Raw genomic sequence first — 18,528 nt, 5'->3', positions numbered from 1 at the left:
ACCGGATCCGGGTCTGACCACCGGGTCCGGCTCGCCCTCAGTCGGCGGCGTTGGCGGGCACCGGGACCTGTGCAGTCCCCCCGGCCCCGCGCTTGTCTTCCTGGCCCCCCGTGCCTGCGTCCACATCGCCCTCGCGGTCGTCGTCGTCCGCGGCGCGTCCCGTCGCCTCCCTCAGTTCCGCGATCGCGGCCTCGAAGTCCTCGAGCGAGTCGAACGCCCGGTAGACGGAGGCGAATCGCAGATAGGCGACGAGGTCGAGTTCCTGCAACGGGCCGAGTATGGCCAGCCCCACGTCGTGGGTGGTCAGCTCGGCGCTTCCGGTGGCCCGCACCGCCTCCTCGACCCGTTGGCCGAGCTGGGCGAGCGCGTCCTCGGTGACAGGTCGTCCCTGGCATGCCTTGCGCACGCCGTTGATGACCTTGGTACGGCTGAACGGCTCGGTGACTCCGGACCGCTTGATCACCATCAGCGAGCATGTCTCCACGGTCGTGAAACGACGGGAGCACTCAGGACACTGGCGGCGCCTGCGGATCGATGTGCCGTCGTCGGTCGTACGGCTGTCGACGACACGACTGTCGGGGTGCCTGCAGAAGGGGCAGTGCATAACTCCCAACCCTCCTCACAGCAGACTCAATAGCCTCGCCTGGCCTCATGGGCCCCGCGAAGCAGCCCCAAGCATAGGCGATCTCCGAGCGTCCGAAGACCCGGGGGACCACAACTTCTGGGCTGCTGCCGCAATCCAACCACTAGATGTGGGGATTGGCTCATACATCCAGGCCATGCGCGCGTGTCGCATGGAGCACGGGCACGTACCCTGGACCGCGCCTGCGCTCCACACTCGTGGCTGCACAGCCGTATCGCTGCGGCACATACGGAGATACCGTGAGCGCCGCGCGGAGGGGGCGTGGGACTCCCGCGCAGATGAGGGTCGGTTCCTGGTTGAACTGATCCCTGATGGCAGACTGGGGCAACGACCCACGAGGTCACGCCCCGGCGGTGAAGAGTACAACAATGGGCCCTTTTGCCCGCCGGTCAGGTCGTCAGCCATACACCCCGACACGCGATCACGTAAGCCGATCCGCGATTTTTCACTCGAACGTGTGTTTGGCGCAACCTTTCGAAAGCAACTACCGTTGTGCAGCAGGGAGACCATCGAGAGGGGCCGACGTGACCACCACCGCAGACAGTGCCACCATCACTGCCCAGGACCGCTCCCAGAGCCGACTCGAGCCGGTGCATGCGATGAACGAAGCCGTGAATCCCGAGGGACACAAGCGTTCCCTGCCGGGTCGACCTCCCGGCATCCGGGCGGACAGCTCAGGGCTCACCGACCGGCAACGCCGCGTGATCGAGGTCATCAGGGATTCCGTGCAGCGGCGCGGCTACCCACCGTCGATGCGGGAGATCGGCCAGGCGGTCGGCCTGTCCAGCACGTCCTCGGTCGCGCACCAGCTCATGGCACTGGAGCGCAAGGGCTTCCTCCGCCGCGACCCGCACCGCCCGCGCGCATATGAGGTACGCGGCTCCGACCAGGCCGCCTCCGTGCAGCCCACGGACACCGCCGGCAAGCCCGCCGCGTCGTACGTCCCGCTGGTCGGCCGTATCGCCGCCGGTGGCCCGATCCTCGCGGAGGAGTCGGTCGAGGACGTCTTCCCCCTCCCCCGTCAGCTCGTCGGCGACGGTGAGCTGTTCGTGCTGAAGGTCGTCGGCGACTCCATGATCGAGGCCGCGATCTGCGACGGTGACTGGGTCACCGTCCGTCGCCAGCCGGTCGCCGAGAACGGTGACATCGTGGCCGCGATGCTCGACGGAGAGGCCACCGTCAAGCGCTTCAAGCGCGAGGACGGCCACGTCTGGCTGCTCCCGCACAACGCGGCGTACGAGCCGATCCCCGGTGACGACGCGACCATTCTGGGCAAGGTGGTGGCGGTGCTGCGGCGCGTGTGACGGCTGCGGCGGGCGAACCCGGAAGGTGTCGCCCCCTGACCGGGCCCCGGGACCCCTGCGCCGGTTCCGGGGCCCTGTGCTGTCCCGAGGTCCACGCGGTCGGACCCCGGCGTCAACGGTTTGGGATCAGTGGTTGGCCTGTAGCGGGCGCCCGCTACAGGCCAACCACGATCACTGGGGCTGTGCCGCCTCCGCCTGCTGCGCCGCGGCATCGATCGCCGCAAGCGACTTTCGGACCTGGTTACGGTCCGTCGTGTACCAGAAGTCGGGCAGTGACGCCTTCAGATAGCTCCCGTAGCGGGCCGTGGCCAGCCGCTGATCCAGTACGGCGACGACGCCCCGGTCCCCCGATGCCCGTACGAGACGGCCGGCACCCTGGGCCATGAGCAGCGCGGCGTGGGTGGCGGCGACCGCCATGAAGCCGTTGCCTCCGGCGTCCTCCACCGCCTTTTGGCGGGCGCTCATCAGAGGGTCGTCAGGGCGCGGGAACGGGATCTTGTCCATGACGACGAGCTGACAACTGGGGCCGGGCACATCGACGCCCTGCCAGAGGGACAGCGTGCCGAACAGGCAGGTCTTCGGGTCGGCCGCGAAGTTCTTGATCAGCTCGCCGAGCGTCTCCTCGCCCTGGAGCAGGATCGGGAACTCGGGGATGCGGGAGCGGAGCTCCTCGGCGGACAGTTGGGCGGCTCGCATCGAGGAGAACAGGCCGAGGGTGCGACCGCCGGCCGCCTGGATCAGTTCGGTCAGCTCATCGAGCATGTCCGCACGGTCGCCGTCCCGTGCGGGGCGCGACAGGTGCTTGGCGACGTAGAGGATGCCTTGCTTCCGGTACTCGAAGGGTGAGCCGACGTCCACGCCCTTCCACTGCGGGACGTCATCGCCTTCCGTGCCCTCCGGAGCGAGCCCCAGGGACGCACCGACGCCGTTGAAGTCGCCGCCGAGCTTCAAGGTCGCGGAGGTCAGGACTACGGAGCGGTCCGCGAAGAGCTTCTCGCGCAGCAGACCCGACACCGACATGGGCGCCACCCGCAGGGACGCGCCGAAGCGGTCGTGACGCTCGTACCAGACGACATCCCACTCGGAGCCGTTGGTGATCCGCTCCGCCACGTCGTGCACGGTCTCGATCGAGGCCAGCGCCTGCTTACGGACCGCGTCCTCGTCCTGAATCGACTTGTCGCGGGTGGCGCCGATCGCGGAGATGACGGTGCGGCAGGCGTCACGCAGCGCCATGAGCGCGTACGCGAGGTCCTCCGGGATCTCTTCCAGGCGGCCCGGCAGAGCGAGCTCCATCAGCCGCTCAAAGCCCTCGGCGGCGGTCTGGAGCTGGTCGGCGGCCTTCTCGTTGACGAGCCTCGCGGCGCGGCGCACCGCTCGGTTGACCTGGCCGGGAGTGAGTTCGCCGGTGGCGACTCCGGTGACGCGGGAGACCAGTTCGTGCGCCTCGTCGACGATCAGTACCTCGTGCTGCGGGAGGACCGGTGCGCCCTCGATGGCGTCGATCGCGAGCAGCGCGTGGTTGGTGACGACGACCTCCGAGAGCTTGGCCCGCTCACGGGCCATCTCGGCGAAGCATTCGGCGCCGTAGGCGCACTTCGAGGCGCCGAGGCACTCCCGCGACGACACCGACACCTGCGCCCAGGCACGGTCGGACACGCCGGGCGCCAGGTCGTCGCGGTCGCCCGTCTCCGTCTCGTCCGCCCAGTCCCGCATCCGCAGCAGGTCCTGCCCCAGCTTGCTGGTGGGGGCGGCGGCCTCGAACTGGTCGAAGAGCCCCTCTTCCTCGTCCTGCGGGACGCCCTCGTGCAGACGGTGCAGGCACAGGTAGTTCGACCTGCCCTTGAGCATCGCGAACTCGGGGCGGCGGCGCAGCAGCGGGTGCAGCGCCTCAACAGTGCGGGGCAGGTCCCGCTCCACGAGCTGGCGCTGAAGGGCCAGGGTGGCCGTCGCCACGACGACGCGCTCCCCGTGCGCGAGCGCGGGCACGAGGTAGCCCAACGACTTGCCGGTGCCGGTGCCGGCCTGGACCAGCAGATGTGAGTTGCCGTCGATCGCCTCCGCGACGGATTCGGCCATCGTGACCTGGCCGGGGCGCTCCGTGCCGCCAACGGCAGTGACGGCAGCATGCAGGAGTTCGGGGAGTGAGGGCTTCGTCATAGCGCGACCACCCTACGGCCCACCACTGACATTCGGGCCACCACGGTGAAGTCGGGAGACTGGATCAAGACCGGGGTTTCCTCGGTGGGGATCGGGTCGGTTCGGGTGGGTGCGGGAACGGATCGGTTGAGGTCAGGGGTGGTTCGGGTGGGAGGCGGAGTGAGGTCGGGGGCAGGCTCGGATGTGATCAAGGGCGGTCGGCTGTGAGCCCGGAGGCGGTCGGCTGTGAGCCCGGAGGCAGTCGGCTGCGGGGCCCGGGGGGGGGCAGCCGGCTGCGGATCCGGGTTGTCGGCTGCGCCCCCCGGATCCGGCCGTCTGCGGACCCGGACTAGGCCGTCTGCGGACCCGGATTCGGCCGGCCGCGGACTCGGGTGGGGCCGTGAGCCTTCGGTGCGGAGACGATGAGACCCATCCTGTGGCGGACGCGCCCCGCGCAGTCTCCTGATCGCGGCAGTCATCGACTCGGCCTGAATTCGGTTCCGCGGGAGTGGGAACCGGATCAGCGCGAGCGGTGTACCAAAAGTGATGATGCCGCGACGCGGCGTCACAGCAGATGACGCAGGCTCCGGTCTCTGATCATGAGCGCGGCTCGCTTGGCGGGCAGGGCGATCTCGGCGGAGAACCGGAAGCCGGCGGTCAGGAAGGCAGCCACAGAAGGGGTGTTACGAATGTCGGGTTCAGCGACGATGCGAGCGCAGGCGGGCCACTTGTCGAGTGCGAGGTCGGCGACGGCTCGGAGAAGGGTCCCGCCCAGGCCTCGCCCACGGTCGGCGACGGACCCGACAAGGAGATGGACTCCAATGTCATGGGGCCGAGCGGGATAGTGGCGGGCCAGCGGATCGAGATCGGCCCGGTAGATCTCCCAGTAGCTCATCGGCGTGCCCTCCAGCAGACCCAGGCACGGAACGCTGCGCCCGTCACCATGGAGCTGGGAGCGCAGATGCTCCTCGGTCGCGTTCTCGGGTCCGGCCAGCCCCCAGAACGCTGTGACGGCGGGGTCGTTCATCCACCGGCTGATGATCGGAAGGTCTCGCTCGATCTGCACGGGGACGAGGTGCAAAGCCCCTGCCGTTGTACTGGCCGGTCCCCAGCCGGCGACGTTCCCGAGCAGATCACCGGCGTTCCGGAGAGCTGAGTCAGGTGCGCCTGTGTCTGCGCCGGGGCTTCGCTTCCCGCCGACACCGGTGTCCTCCGCGAAGAGGGCGAGGAGTTCGCAGGGCAGGCGCAGATCCAGCGTGTCCTCGATGTCTGCGCCCGCGTCGGCTGACGGGCCGGTACGGCTCTCGCGAGCAGCTGGACTCAGGGGGGTGCCGATCTCGGTGGCCGGGGCGATGCCCGCGTTGGCACTCGCGTCGGTGGGAGACACGGGGACTCTCCTCTCAGGAGGCGGGGTGGGGCATGTTCCTCAGGAATGAAGGGGGTTGGCGATGGTGACGTAGACGGACTGGGTGTCGACCGGGCCCACGAGTTCGTCGAGGCCGTGCAGCCGGGTCAGGAGGTTGGCCTTGCAGCGCAGGACCGGTGAGTCGAGGAGGTGGGAAGGCAGCGCGGTGCGCAGCCGAGCGGGACCGGAGGCCACTTCGCCGAGGAAGCCGCGGAACGCGGCGAGCAGCAGCCGTTCGTCGGCGAGGCGCTGGGAGCCGAAGGCGCCGATGAGACCGAACACGTTGTTGATCGCGAGGTAGTACGCGAACCGCTCATCGGCGACCTCGTCCGAGACGAAGGTGTCGCTGTGCTCCCCGATGCCGGACAGCCGGGCCTCGAGCTCGGCTCGCCGGGACTCACGGAAGTAATAGCCCTGGTTGTCGCGGTACCGGCCGCCCGAAGGCCAACCGTCTGCGTCCAGCAGAAGCAGCGTGTTCTGCTGGTGTGCCTCCAGGGCGACTCCGGCCCGGGCGTCGAGCCACAGCACTGGGCGAACGACATGTTCGAGGTACCGCAGGAACCACTCCGCGGCAACGGCTCCTCGCGGGCGGCCGGTTCGGGCGGCGAGACGTGTGACCAGCTCGGCCAGGCGGGACCGCAAAGGCTCCCTGTCCAAGCGGGAGCGGGCCGCGGGACTGCCAGGTTGTGAGAGAGGGAGAGGTGAGACGAGGCCGGCTACACAGGACACGTCGTCGGAGGGTCGGAAGGGGTTGTGCCGGATCATCACGTCGAGACCTGGAACCGGGACACCGTCCAACCCGTCGACGCCGAGCCAGGCCGGGTCGCGAACGATGTCGAACGCCGGGTGCGCGGCCTGCCACTGCGTACAGAGACCGCTTCGCAGAAGGCGGTGGACCTCCACGCCTCGGTGCAACTCCTTGCGGAGGTTCTCACGGCAAGAGTTGGTGATGCGCAGGCCGAGCGACAGCTTGAGCATGGCCGGGGCGTGGGATCTGTGGACGGTACGTACGGAGGAGGTGGGATGCCACGCGGCGCCGTGGGCGCCGAGGTCGACCAGCAGTCCGGCATCGAACAGCGCCGCGGCTTGCGGACGGTACCGGACCTCCCGGAGTTGCCAAGGGTGCAGGGGCAGGGCCATGTAGCCGTCGTCGGGCAGCGGCAGCTCAGGGCCGGCCAGTCGGGCTGTGAGCTGGGCCGCGGGGACGACACGGCCGCGTTCGGTCCATGCCGAGTCGGTGGCGAGAAGGGAGGGAGCGACAGCCAGCCAGTGCAAGGGGAAGGAGCCGCGCAACTCGGGTGAGTACAGCCATGCTTCGGCCTCGGAGAGGCCCTCGCGACTCTTCGGTGTCGGATGGTGCGGGTGTCCGAGGAGGAGCGCCTGCTCGGCAGAGAGGAAGAGGTCGGGGCTGTCGGCCGGCTTCTCTCGCCGCTCCCTGATGAAGGTGGCGGTTCGCCGGGTGGAGTCGGCGACACGGGCGGCGAGATCGGGGCCGGCGGATGTCGGGCAGGTCGTGAGGTCTGCGGGTTTCGGTGCCGTGGACGTCTCGGATCCGGCGGTGGTGGCGGTTCGGGATGCGTCGTCAGGCGCCGAGGCCAACGGAACGGCTGCGGCGTTGGAGGCAAGGCAGGTGGCGGGGTCGTAGCCGGAGGACACCGAGTCCGAGGCCGTCTCCCTGGCGAGCAGTGCGGCGAGGGTGACGGCGTCGATGGGCGGGGACTGGTCCGGCACGTCGGCCAGGTGTGGGATGCCCAGGCGGTGCCACCCCGTCGGGGACCAGTAGTGGACCGCGACCAGCAGGGCTGTGCCGGTGGCAGGCAGCGGGATGCGGAGGATCCCGTTGTGGGGTGCCGGGATGTTCCTCTCGCGTACCCAGCAGCGGAGCAGGTTCTCAACGGCCGCGGCCTGGGCCGCGATGTGCGGGTCGGCGTGTTCCAGGAGGTCGAAGCTGATGCCGTGCAGACGCTCGATGTCCGGGGCGCCTGCCTGGGCCGGCGTGCGGGCCGGTACCTGCGAGGGAACCGGCGGCTCCTCCTGCGAGACGCGTGCTGCGGAGGGGTCTCGCGGATGGGTGTCGGGACGGCCGTCCGTTGCGGGGGTGCTGTTCAAGGTTGGTCCTCTTGGGGTGGTTCTGGATTGCGCGGCGGCGACGGCCGTACCGCGGTGAGGGGCGTGGCTTGGAGAGGGCCGCGTGAAGGCGCTTTTGGAGGGGGTGTGTCAGTTGGAGTCGGTGTGTCGGGGAGGCGTGATGATTCGGCTGAGGGTGAGCCGCCGCCTGGGCAGGGCTCGGTCGACGGACGACGATGCGAGGGAGCGGGTCGGCGTGCGTACCGTCACGCCTCCATTGGCTGCCCGGCTAGCCCACGCGGTCGGCACGACCGGATCGGTCGCCATGCCGTCGCTCCCCTGCCTGCGAACCGTGCGGCCGGTCGGGGCCGGTGTGACCGCGGGAGGCCGCGTCCATCGCGTCGGCGAGTCGGTCGAGCACCGCGGTCGCCTGTTCGTCGCTGATGGTCAGGGGTGGAAGCAGCCGTACGACGCTGGAGTGCCGGCCGCCGAGCTCGACGATCAGGCCACGTCGCAGGCACTCTCGCTGGACGGCGGCGGCGAGTTCGGGGGCGGCGGGTCGCGGGCGCCCTTCCGAGCCGCCTGGCACCGCCGCCGTTCCTCCTCCTCGACCGGCGGAGGCAACGCCCGTCGGAGCACCGCTCGCGCTCCCGGCAGGGTCGAGAGCCGCGAGTCCTCCGGCCCCGTCTCCAAGCTGACCGAGGTCTGCCGAAGGGCCTGGCACCGCTTGGCCGGCGGCTCCCCCACGCCAGTACGGAGCGGCCAGGGCGGAGATCCCGTCCCCAGTCGCCGGAGGCTGCGAGCGCTCCTCGTGGCGCTCGGGTTCGGCTTCTGGATCGACCACCTCGACCCCGATCATCAATCCCCTCCCCCGCACATCCCCGATGCACTCGAACTCGCCTGCGAGTCCGCGAAGTTGGTGCAGCATGCGCGAGCCCAGTTCGGCCGCGCGCTCGGCGAGGTGGTTCTCGCGGACGTAGGCGAGCGTCGCGGTGCCGGCGGCCATGGCGAGTTGGTTGCCGCGGAAGGTGCCGGCGTGGGCGCCGGGTTGCCAGGCATCGAGGTCGTCGCGGTAGACGATGACAGCAAGGGGCAGGCTGCCGCCGATGGCCTTGGAGAGGACCATCACGTCGGGGGTGACGCCGCTGTGCTCCACGGCCCAGAAGGAGCCGGTGCGTCCGACGCCCGTCTGGACCTCGTCGGCGATCAGGGGGATGGAGCGGTCGGCCGTGATCTGCCGCATACGTCGCAGCCACCCGTCCGGTGCGGGGATCACTCCGCCCTCGCCCTGGACGGGTTCGAGGATCATCCCGGCGGGGTGCCGGACGCCCGACTTGGGGTCGTCGAGGACGGCCTCGGTCCAGCGGGCGGCGAGTTCGGCGCCGTGGTCGCCGCCGACGCCGAAGGAGCAGCGGTAGTCCTGCGGGTAGGGCAGGCGCGCGACCCGTACGTCAAAGGCGCCCCCGGACGCCTCGAGCGCTCCGGCGGTCATGCCGTGGTAGGCGCCGCTGAAGGCGAGGATTCCGGTGCGGCCGGTCGAGGCGCGGACGAGCTTGAAGGCGGCCTCCACCGCATCGGTGCCGGCCGGTCCGCAGAACTGCACGCGGGCGTTGTCGGCGAGTCCGGGTGGCAGGGTGCGGAACAGTTCGGTGATGAAGGCGTCCTTGACGGGGGTCGCCAGATCGAGGACGTGCAAGGGCGCGCCCGAGTCGAGGACCTTGCGGATGGCCTCCAGGACCACGGGGTGGTTGTGTCCGAGCGTCAAGGTCCCCGCGCCGGAGAGGCAGTCCAGGTAGCGGCTGCCGTCCGCCCCCTCGATGGTCAGCCCACGCGCCCGCACCGGCACGATCGGCAGGGCACGCGCGTAGGTGCGCGCCGCCGATTCACGGGCCGACTGCCGTCGCAGGATCCCCTCGTGCGCGGCGGCGCCCACCCCCGCCGACTCGGACATGCCCCCGCGCACAGATTCGGTCACGACCATGGCTCCCTGTCCTCCCGCTGTCCAGGGGCGAGCAGGTCTCTCGCATCCTCGCCCGACCCGACATACGAAGCCCCGCGAGCGTCCACTCGAAACTCCGGGGAACTGGGCACGGGGGACCGCACACGGGCGGCCGGCCCCCCACGGCTACCAACCCCGGACCGTTCACCCGGTTACGGGTTGCTTCAAGATCCTTGCCGAGACAAAACCATCAGTGATCCGGCCGCCGCCCAACCGGATGCCGCGGAGACGGCCGCGGCTCGCGGTGTCGTGGCTGTCCGGTCGCCACGGACCGGGCCCCGCTGCGAGCGCCGCCGCACATGGGCGGCGCCGTCCATGCGGGACACCGAACCTGGGTCGGGGTGCCGTGGGGTGCGGATCGGATCACTGTCGCCCAGTGCCGGCGCTCGCCAAGGTCGCCCGGTCGGCGCGTGGGCCATTGAGCCTGAGGTAGAGCAGGGCGGCGCCGGTGACGGCGAGTGGCCACAGGAGGTACCGGCCCGACATGAGCAGCATGATCACCACGGCCACGAGGGCGACGAGCGCCGCCGCGCGGGCCTTGCCGCGCTTCGGCAGCAGGCGTACGGCGGCGGCCACGCCGACCGCGTACACGGCGACGAACGACCCGGTGGTCAGGAGTACCAGCGGACGGGCTCCCACTCCGGTCAGGGTCACGGTGGCCAGCGACAGCAGGGCGAGCGACGACACGACGCTGAGGCTGCGGCGCGGCACTTCACCGGCCGTGCTGCCCCGGGTGAGCCAGGCCGGCAGCGCCCCGTCCCGGCCGAGGGCGGCGCCGAGCTTGGCGGCGCCCGCGAAGTAGGCGTTCATCGCGCCGAGGGTGAGCAGCAGTGCCGCCACCGCGGCGAGCAGCCGGGCGTTGCCGCCCAGCCCCTGGGCCATGAGCTCGCCCAGCGGCGCTTCGGAGCGGGCGGCGCCGGGGCCCAGCACCGCGATGACGGCGAAGGCGACCGCCAGGTACAGCACGCCGACGATGACGACTGCGGCGGTCGTGGCTCGCGGCAGGTCACGGCTCGGGGAGCGGAACTCGCCCGCGAGGTGGGTGATCGCCTCCCAGCCGGCGAAGCTCCAGACCAGCAGGGCCGCCGCGGGAGCGATCGCGGTCCAGCCGTGCGGTGCGAAGGGCCGCAGGTTGTCGGTGCCGGCGTGCGGCAGGGAGAAGGCCACCGCCACCAGCAGCAGGGCGACGAGCAGCCCGGCCAGGGCGAACTGGAAGCGCCCGGTCACCCGCACGCCCACCGCGTTGGACGCGGTGATGACGGCCATCAGTCCGACCGCGGTCACCGTGGTGGTGGTCCGCCCGCCGCCGAGCGCCGCGGACACATAGGCGCCGCCGAAGAGGGCCGCCGCGCTCGCTCCCGGAGGAACCGCGAGGTAGAAGCACCAGCCGACCACGGCCGCCGTACGGTCGCCGAACGCCAGGCGCGCATAGTGGGACACCCCGCCCGCGTCCGGATGCCGTGCACCCAGAGCCGCGAAGGTCGCCGCCAGCGGAGCCGACAGCAGCACGAGCGCGAGCCACGCGAGCAGGGAGGCGGGGCCGGCGGCCTCGGCGGCGAGCGCGGGCAGCGCGATCACCCCGGTGCCCAGGACCGCGCCCACGTACATGGCCGTGCCCTGCACCGCGGTGAGCCGGCCCGACGGCCGGATCGTGTGCGTCTTGATGGTGTCGGAACTCATGCAGAGAGGGTTTCCGAGCGTGATCAGCACGCACAATCGGCAGAAACGACAGGGCACGCTAAATTCCTGCCATGCAGCGACATGTTGTGGCCGTTGCCGTGGCCGATGGCGCCCCGACGTTCGAACTCGCCGTTCCGTGCGAGGTGTTCGGTATCGATCGCAGTGATCTGGTGGATCCCTGGTACGAGATGCGGTTGTGTGCGGCGCAGCCGGGGCCGCTGCGTACGGCGACCGGGCTCGTCGTGCCCACCTCGCAGGGGCTGGACGGGCTGGCGGAGGCCGACACCGTGGTCGTGGCGGCGTGTTCCCGGGCCGTGCAGCTCGATCCCCCCGCCGACCTGCTGCAAGCCGTACGCAGCGCCCACGGGAGGGGCCGCCGTATCGTCTCCATCTGTTCCGGCGCCTATGTGCTGGCCGCGGCGGGGCTGCTCGACGGGCGGCGTGCGACGGCGCACTGGATGAGCGCGATGGACTTCAGCCACCGCTTCCCCGACGTCGACTTCGACCCGACCTCCCTCTACATCGAGGACGGCACGATCCTCACGTCGGCCGGTACGGGGTCCGCCATCGACCTCTGCCTCCATCTGGTCCGCCAGGACTACGGCTCCGCGGTCGCCAACGAGGTGGCCCGGCGCATGGTCGTGCCACCGCATCGCGAGGGCGGACAGGCGCAGTACGCGCGGTCGCCGGTCCGGGTGCGGAAGGCGAGCGGCACGCTCGCACCGGTTCTGGAATGGGCCCGCCGTCATCTGCACGAGCAGCTCACGGTGCCGCAGCTCGCCCGGCGGGCGGGGCTGAGCGAGCGCACCTTCGCCCGGCGGTTCCGCGAGACGCTCGGTACGACGCCCCTGCAATGGATCCTCCAGGAACGGGTGCGCCTCGCCCAGGAGTTGCTGGAGACGACCGACGCCGCCGTCGAGAGTGTCGCGCGGCGAACCGGCTTCGGCAGCGCGACCAACCTCCGGTACCACTTCGGCCGGCTCACCGGCGTCTCGCCGCAGACGTATCGCCACGTCTTCCGGCACCGCGCCACACGGGAGCAGGGCGGGACCCGGGCTTCCGGGGCGCTCGCCGGGCAAGGTCATCAAGGGATACCGTCGGAGACGTGAAAACGGTGGCGATCCGGACAAGTTGCCTGCTCAGAAAGCCCGTAGCGAAACCGTTGCCGTTCCGTCGGAACTCCCCCACAGCGAGCGCATAGTGTGTGGTGCCGTCCCAGCGCGCCATCGCAGCGCGCCGTGACAACCCGCACGACCAGCGTCAAGTACCTTCACATCAGGGGGAATCAGACCATGCGATCGATACGGCCGTCGTTCACCTCCCGCCGAGGGAGGAGCGCCCGCCGCAGAACCTCTCCGGTTCCCCTGGTCGCGCTCGCCGCGGCGCTGGTTCTCACCGTCACCGCCTGCGAGTCGGGCGACTCGGAGGCGGGTGCCGACGCCGGCGCGTCCGCCGTGGCGGGAGGTGAAGGCAAGATCACGATCCCGGACGACATCAAGGACAAGCTCAAGGAACACGGGATCGACATCGACAAGTGGAAGAACGGCGCCTGGAAGAACTGGGACCGGGACGACTGGCTGCGCGAGGCCAAGGACTACATCAACCCGATCATCGAGGGCCTGTGGGACCCGGACCGCATGCGCGACGCCGAGGACCCGGACCGGGGCGTCGACGACAGCGACCTCTCCGGTGACCAGGGTGTGACCGACCCGACGCCTCAGCCGGTGGACGCGCAGGCCGTGTCGCCCACGTACCACGCCAACGCCCCGGAGGCGGGCAAGGTGTTCTTCGACTCCCCCGAAGGCACGATGGTCTGCTCGGCGACGGTCGTACAGGACCCGGCCAACCCCGGTAAGTCCAACATGGTGTGGACGGCGGGTCACTGCGTGCACGCCGGCAAGAGCGGCGGCTGGTACCGCAACATCGCGTTCGTGCCGTCGTACAACGACAAGGCCCTGGGCTCGAGCGCGTTGGAGAGCGCCACCAGGGAGCAGGTCGCCCCGTACGGCGTCTGGTGGGCCGACTGGGCGCAGACCTCGGACCAGTGGATCGACCAGGGCGGTCCGACGGGCGGCGAGGGCGCCCCGTACGACTTCGCGGTGCTGCATGTGAAGCCGGAGGCGGGCGGCGGCAAGTCGCTGGAGGAGACCGTCGGTTCGGCTCTCCCCGTGGACTTCAACGCCCCGGCCGTCCCGGATGTGGACAGCATGAAGGCAATCGGCTACCCGGCGGCAGCTCCGTTCGACGGCCAGAAGCTGTACCAGTGCCAGGACCAGCCGGGCCGTCTGTCGCTCAGTGCCTCCGATCCGACCATGTACCGCATCGGCTGCACGATGACCGGCGGTTCGTCCGGTGGCGGCTGGATCACGGCCGGCTCGGACGGCAAGCCCGCGCTCGTGTCCAACACCTCGATCGGACCGGTGGACGCGGGCTGGCTGGCGGGACCGCGGCTGGGCAAGGAGGCCAAGACGATCTTCGACGGGGTGAGCGAGAAGTTCGCCGGTCGGTGACGATCGCCGAAGCCGGAGGGTGACGTCACCGCACGGCGGACCGCACGGCGGTGGGATGGTGGGGAGAAACCTTCACCGCCTCACCGCCGTTCGCTCTCAACTCCCCGGGCATAGTGGGATGTCGCGTCCGAGGGGCCGAACGGAGCCTGCGGTCGGACGGCTCCACCGTCGCTTCCCACAGACGCAGACACACGCACGCGCACACGCACACGCTCACGCTCACGCACAGCAGCATCACGCTTCAACGGGGGTTATCGCACCATGTGTTCCACACCTGCGCCCGCAGTGCCACTCCGCCGGCGGCGCTCCCTCCTCGCCGCCACCGGGCTCGTCGCCGCGCTGGCACTGACCGCGACCGCCTGCGGAGGCTCAGCCGGGGACTCGACGAGCGACCGGGCCGAGGCCGCCGCCTCGAAAGCCGCCGACGCCGCCGGTGACGGCAAGGTCGAGATCCCGGCCGAGATCGCGGACAAGCTCAAGGAGCACGGGATCGACGTCGACAAGTGGAAGGACGGCGCCTGGAAGAACTGGGACAAGGACAAGTGGCTCAGCGAGGCCAAGGACTTCGTCAATCCGGTCATCGAGGGCCTGTGGAAGCCTGACCGGATGCAGTCCGCGAAGGAGGCCAACAAGACGGTCACCACGCAGGACACCGCCGCCGACCAGGGCGTGAGCGACCCGGAGCCGGAGCCGGTCCGGGCCACGGCGGAGAAGACGCCGTACCACGAGAACGCGGCCCCCGTCGGCAAGGTCTTCTTCGACACCCCCGACGGCCCCGCCGTCTGCTCCGGCACCGTCGTCAAGGACGTCAACCACCCCGGCAAGTCCAACCTCGTCTGGACGGCCGGCCACTGTGTGCACGCCGGCCGGAGCGGCGGCTGGTACCGCAACATCGTCTTCGTCCCGGCCTACAACGACCTCGGCAAGTCCGAGGCCGCGCTGCGCAATGCCACATCCACTCAGATCGCTCCCTACGGCAACTGGTGGGCCAACTGGGTCTCGACCTCCAACCAGTGGATCCAGGGCGGCTCGGAGACGGGCGGCGCGGGCGCGGCGTACGACTACGCCGTACTGCATGTGAAGCCGGAGGCCGGTGCGAAGTCGCTGGAGGAGACGACCGGCGCCCTGGACGTCGACTTCACCGCCCCGTCCGCGACCGAGGTCGGCACGATGGGCGCCTGGGGCTACCCGGCGGCACCGCCGTACAACGGTCTGCGGATGTTCAAGTGCCTCGACCGTCCGGGCCGTCTCTCGCTCAGCCCGGCCCTGCCGACGATGTACCGCATCGGCTGCACCATGACCGGCGGTTCGTCGGGCGGCGGCTGGTTCCGCGTGGTGAACGGCAGGACCACGCTGGTGTCCAACACATCGATCGGCCCGCAGGACAACACCTGGCTCGCGGGCCCGCAGTTGGGCGCCGGAGCCGAGTCGCTGTACCAGAACATGAGCAGGACGTACGGCGGCCAGTGACCCGCGCACACTGACCCATGCAAAAGGCCCGCCCCCTGTGACAGGGGGCGGGCCTTCGGCGGTTCTACGGCAGCTCAGGCCGCCTTCTTGCGACGGCTCAGGCGGTCGGCGCCGGAACATACGGCGCGAGGTCCGCCGCCAGCTCCTCGTGCACCCGCACCTTGAGCAGCGTGCCCTCCGGGGTGTGCTCCTCGGAGATCACCTCGCCCTCGGTGTGGGCGCGGGCAACCAGCTTGCCGTGCGTGTACGGCACCAGGGCCTCGATCTCGACGGACGGCCTGGGCAGCTCGTTGTCGATCAGGGCGAGCAGTTCCTGGATGCCCTGGCCGGTGCGGGCCGAGACGGCGATGGAGCGCTTCTCGATCCGCATGAGCCGCTGCAGGATCAGCGGGTCGGCCGCGTCCGCCTTGTTGATCACCACGATCTCCGGTACGTCGACCGCGCCGACGTCCCTGATCACCTCGCGCACGGCGGCGAGCTGCTCCTCCGGGTTCGGATGCGAGCCGTCCACCACGTGCAGGATCAGGTCGGAGTCGCCGACCTCCTCCATGGTGGAGCGGAACGCCTCGACCAGGTGGTGCGGCAGGTGCCGTACGAACCCGACCGTGTCGGCCAGTGTGTACAGCCGCCCGCCCGGGGTCTCGGCCCGGCGCACGGTCGGGTCGAGGGTCGCGAACAGCGCGTTCTCGACCAGCACGCCCGCGCCCGTGAGGCGGTTGAGCAGGGAGGACTTGCCGGCGTTGGTGTAGCCCGCGATGGCGACCGAGGGCACCTTGTTGCGTCGGCGCACCTGGCGCTGGATCTCGCGGCCGGTCTTCATCTCCGCGATCTCCCGGCGCATCTTCGCCATCTTCTCGCGGATCCGTCGCCGGTCCGTCTCGATCTTGGTCTCACCGGGGCCACGGGTGGCGAGGCCGCCGCCCTTGCCGCCGCCCATCTGCCGGGACAGCGACTGACCCCAGCCGCGGAGCCTCGGCAGCATGTACTGCATCTGCGCGAGCGCGACCTGCGCCTTGCCCTCCCGGGACTTGGCGTGCTGGGCGAAGATGTCGAGGATCAGGGCCGTACCGTCGATGACCTTGACCTTGACGACGTCTTCGAGGTGGATGAGCTGGCCCGGGCTGAGCTCACCGTCGCAGATGACGGTGTCCGCGCCCGACTCGAGCACGATATCCCGCAGCTCGTCGGCCTTGCCGGAGCCGATGTAGGTGGCCGCGTCGGGCTTGTCGCGGCGCTGGATCACGCCGTCGAGCACGAGCGCGCCCGCGGTCTCCGCGAGAGCGGCGAGCTCCGCCAGCGAGTTCTCCGCGTCCTGCGCGGTACCCGAGGTCCAGACACCGACGAGCACGACCCGCTCCAGGCGGAGCTGGCGGTACTCGACCTCGGTGACGTCCTCGAGTTCGGTGGAGAGGCCCACCACACGGCGCAGGGCCGCGCGGTCGGAGCGGTCGAACTGGTCGCCGTCCCGGTCTCCGTCGATCTCGTGGCTCCAGGCGACGTCCTCTTCCATCAGGGCATCGGCCCGGCGACCGTCGGCGTAGGTGTGCGCGAAACGCTGCGTGTCCTGGGAAAAGGAAGAAGAGGAGGTCATTGGGTCCTTACGTCGGTCGGAAATCCACTTACGCCGGTTCAACGCACGAGCGCCCCGGGAGATTCCCGCGGGCCGCGCCGCACCGACCCGAAAATGGTCGCACGGCACGGCCCGTCTCGTCACCGCCTTATTTTTCGGTCGCCTTCCCGGTCGCCTTCTTGGCCGCCTTCTTGGTCGCCTTCCCGTTCGCCTTCTTGGCCGCCTTCGCCGGGTCCACCGACTTCCACTCCGGCCGACCCGGCATCGGCGGGGTCTTCTCGCCGTACAGCCAGGCGTTCAGGAACCCGTCGAGGTGGCGTCCGGAGACCTCCTCCGCGAGCGCGACGAAGTCCCGGGTCGAGGCGGCCCCGTCCCGGTGACGGCTCACCCACAGGCGCTCGAGTCGCTCGAAGTCCTGCCTCCCGATCTCCTGCCGCAGGGCGTAGAGGATCAGGGCGGCGCCGTCGTAGACGTTGGGCCGGAAGATCCCGGTCTTCTTGCCCGGGGCCGGCACCTTCGGCGCCGCGGGCGGTCCGCCTGCCGCGCGCCAGCGGTCGGAGGCGGCGTACGCGGCCTTCATCCGCGCCTCCAGCGGCCGCCCGGCCGTTTCCGCCGCGTACAGGGCCTCGTACCAGGTGGCATGTCCCTCGCTGAGCCACAGGTCGGACCAGGTGCGCGGGCTGACGCTGTCGCCGAACCACTGGTGCGCCAGTTCATGCACCATGATCGACTCGACGTACCACTTCGGGAAGGCGCTCTGGGTGAACAGTTCCCTCTCGAACAGCGACAGGGTCTGGGTCTCGAGCTCGAAGCCCGTGGAGGCGTGGGCCATGAGCAGCCCGTACGTCTCGAACGGGAAGCGCCCGACCTTCTCCTCCATCCAGGCGATCTGCCCGGGCGTCTTCTTCAGCCACGGCTCGAGCCGCTCTCGGTCCGCGCTGGGCACGACGTCCCGCAGGGGCAGTCCGTGCGGACCGCTGCGGTGCACGACCTTGGAACGGCCGATGGACACCTGGGCGAGCTCGGTGGCCATGGGGTGCCGTGTCCGGTACGTCCATGTCGTCGAGCCGCCCGCGCGGTCCACGTCCGTCGGGAGTCCGTTGGCGACGGCGGTGTAGCCGTTGGGCGCGGTGACCCGGATGGTGAACAGCGCCTTGTCGGAGGGGTGGTCGTTGCACGGGAACACGACGTGCGCGGCGTCGGCCTGGTTGGCCATGGCCAGCCCGTCCGCGGTCCGCACCCAGCCCCCCTCCCGCTTGTCTCCGTAGACGGGGTCGCTGGTGTGCCGCACGGTGATCCGCGTCCAACTGCCTTCGGACAACGGTTCCGAGGGCGTGACCACGAGGTCCTCACCCACGCTGCGGAACGCGGCGGCCTCCCCGTCCACCTCGACGGACTCGACCTTGCCGTGCGCGAAGTCCAGGTTGACGTGCTCCAGGTCCTGGGTCGTCCAGGCGTCGAGGGTAGTGACGGCCTGCAGGGGCCGGCTGTTCTTGCCGGGATAGGTGAAGGACAGGTCGTACGACGCGACGTCGTAGCCGGGGTTGCCCAGATGCGGGTAGAGACGGTCGCCGATGCCCAGCGGCGTGGCGGGGGCACTGGCGGCGAGCAGACAGAGGGAGACGGCGGCGGAGACCATCGCGGGCACCCTCAGGCGCCGGCGGGGACGTGGAGCGCGCCGAACCTCGTTACGGGGGGTGAGCAGCATGCCCCACGGCTATCAGCACACAGTCACAGGACGTCG

Annotated in this window: 12 protein-coding genes; 4 read left to right on the top strand and 8 right to left on the bottom strand. The window is 70.4% G+C overall.

Features of this window, described 5'->3' with window-relative positions:
* Positions 1 to 37: 37 nt before the first annotated feature.
* A complete protein-coding gene (nrdR, locus tag ACP4J3_RS41205; RefSeq protein WP_426541720.1) occupies positions 38 to 604 on the bottom strand; it encodes a transcriptional regulator NrdR in 567 nt (188 codons plus the stop codon).
* A gap of 563 nt (positions 605 to 1,167) precedes the next feature.
* Here nrdR and lexA point away from each other — a divergent pair.
* A complete protein-coding gene (gene lexA, locus ACP4J3_RS41200) occupies positions 1,168 to 1,947 on the top strand; it encodes a transcriptional repressor LexA (protein ID WP_426541718.1) in 780 nt (259 codons plus the stop codon).
* 171 nt (positions 1,948 to 2,118) lie between these two features.
* On the opposite strand, the gene ACP4J3_RS41195 is transcribed toward lexA, so the two are convergent.
* From ACP4J3_RS41195 to ACP4J3_RS41175, 5 genes are all read right to left on the bottom strand, one after another.
* Positions 2,119 to 4,104, bottom strand: coding sequence for an ATP-dependent DNA helicase (locus ACP4J3_RS41195; protein ID WP_426541716.1), 1,986 nt, complete (start codon positions 4,102 to 4,104; stop codon positions 2,119 to 2,121).
* Between the two features lie 544 nt (positions 4,105 to 4,648).
* A complete protein-coding gene (locus tag ACP4J3_RS41190; RefSeq protein WP_426541714.1) occupies positions 4,649 to 5,470 on the bottom strand; it encodes a GNAT family N-acetyltransferase in 822 nt (273 codons plus the stop codon).
* A 39-nt stretch (positions 5,471 to 5,509) separates the two neighbouring features.
* Positions 5,510 to 7,597 carry an IucA/IucC family protein gene (locus ACP4J3_RS41185; RefSeq protein WP_426541712.1) on the bottom strand — a complete coding sequence of 696 codons (2,088 nt, stop codon included), beginning with the start codon at positions 7,595 to 7,597 and terminating at the stop codon, positions 5,510 to 5,512.
* 247 nt (positions 7,598 to 7,844) lie between these two features.
* Complete coding sequence (locus tag ACP4J3_RS41180; protein WP_426541710.1) at positions 7,845 to 9,536, bottom strand: diaminobutyrate--2-oxoglutarate transaminase family protein; 1,692 nt, start codon at positions 9,534 to 9,536, stop codon at positions 7,845 to 7,847.
* Positions 9,537 to 9,917: 381 nt separating this feature from the next.
* Positions 9,918 to 11,234, bottom strand: coding sequence for an APC family permease (locus ACP4J3_RS41175; RefSeq protein ID WP_426541708.1), 1,317 nt, complete (start codon positions 11,232 to 11,234; stop codon positions 9,918 to 9,920).
* Positions 11,235 to 11,305: 71 nt separating this feature from the next.
* Between ACP4J3_RS41175 and ACP4J3_RS41170 the strand changes: the two genes are divergently transcribed.
* The 3 genes from ACP4J3_RS41170 to ACP4J3_RS41160 all read left to right on the top strand — a co-directional run bounded on the left by ACP4J3_RS41170 (position 11,306) and on the right by ACP4J3_RS41160 (position 15,214).
* A complete protein-coding gene (locus ACP4J3_RS41170) occupies positions 11,306 to 12,343 on the top strand; it encodes a GlxA family transcriptional regulator (RefSeq protein WP_426541706.1) in 1,038 nt (345 codons plus the stop codon).
* A gap of 183 nt (positions 12,344 to 12,526) precedes the next feature.
* Complete coding sequence (locus ACP4J3_RS41165; RefSeq protein WP_426541704.1) at positions 12,527 to 13,744, top strand: trypsin-like serine peptidase; 1,218 nt, start codon at positions 12,527 to 12,529, stop codon at positions 13,742 to 13,744.
* A 261-nt stretch (positions 13,745 to 14,005) separates the two neighbouring features.
* Positions 14,006 to 15,214 (top strand): trypsin-like serine peptidase, encoded by a 1,209-nt coding sequence (locus ACP4J3_RS41160; protein ID WP_426541702.1) that lies wholly within the window; start codon positions 14,006 to 14,008, stop codon positions 15,212 to 15,214.
* A 97-nt stretch (positions 15,215 to 15,311) separates the two neighbouring features.
* Here the strand turns inward: ACP4J3_RS41160 and hflX are convergent, their stop codons facing one another.
* Together hflX and ACP4J3_RS41150 are read right to left on the bottom strand one after the other, a co-directional pair.
* Entirely contained in the window at positions 15,312 to 16,805 is a 1,494-nt protein-coding gene (hflX, locus tag ACP4J3_RS41155; RefSeq protein WP_426541700.1) for a GTPase HflX, read from the bottom strand.
* 127 nt (positions 16,806 to 16,932) lie between these two features.
* On the bottom strand, positions 16,933 to 18,492 hold the full coding sequence (locus tag ACP4J3_RS41150) for a M1 family metallopeptidase (protein WP_426541698.1): 1,560 nt from the start codon (positions 18,490 to 18,492) through the stop codon (positions 16,933 to 16,935).
* Positions 18,493 to 18,528: the final 36 nt, after the last annotated feature.

Origin of the sequence: Streptomyces sp. UG1 (assembly GCF_049974585.1) — a bacterium.
GTDB lineage: Bacteria > Actinomycetota > Actinomycetes > Streptomycetales > Streptomycetaceae > Streptomyces.
This window is presented reverse-complemented; position numbering and strand designations above follow the sequence as displayed.

Coding starts and splice junctions, on each gene's coding strand:
- ACP4J3_RS41195 (WP_426541716.1), bottom strand. CDS start 4,104: ATGACGAAGCCCTCACTCCCCGAACTCCTGCATGCTGCCGTCACTGCC.
- ACP4J3_RS41175 (WP_426541708.1), bottom strand. CDS start 11,234: ATGAGTTCCGACACCATCAAGACGCACACGATCCGGCCGTCGGGCCGG.
- ACP4J3_RS41150 (WP_426541698.1), bottom strand. CDS start 18,492: ATGCTGCTCACCCCCCGTAACGAGGTTCGGCGCGCTCCACGTCCCCGC.
- hflX (WP_426541700.1), bottom strand. CDS start 16,805: ATGACCTCCTCTTCTTCCTTTTCCCAGGACACGCAGCGTTTCGCGCAC.
- nrdR (WP_426541720.1), bottom strand. CDS start 604: ATGCACTGCCCCTTCTGCAGGCACCCCGACAGTCGTGTCGTCGACAGC.
- ACP4J3_RS41165 (WP_426541704.1), top strand. CDS start 12,527: ATGCGATCGATACGGCCGTCGTTCACCTCCCGCCGAGGGAGGAGCGCC.
- ACP4J3_RS41160 (WP_426541702.1), top strand. CDS start 14,006: ATGTGTTCCACACCTGCGCCCGCAGTGCCACTCCGCCGGCGGCGCTCC.
- ACP4J3_RS41180 (WP_426541710.1), bottom strand. CDS start 9,536: ATGGTCGTGACCGAATCTGTGCGCGGGGGCATGTCCGAGTCGGCGGGG.
- ACP4J3_RS41170 (WP_426541706.1), top strand. CDS start 11,306: ATGCAGCGACATGTTGTGGCCGTTGCCGTGGCCGATGGCGCCCCGACG.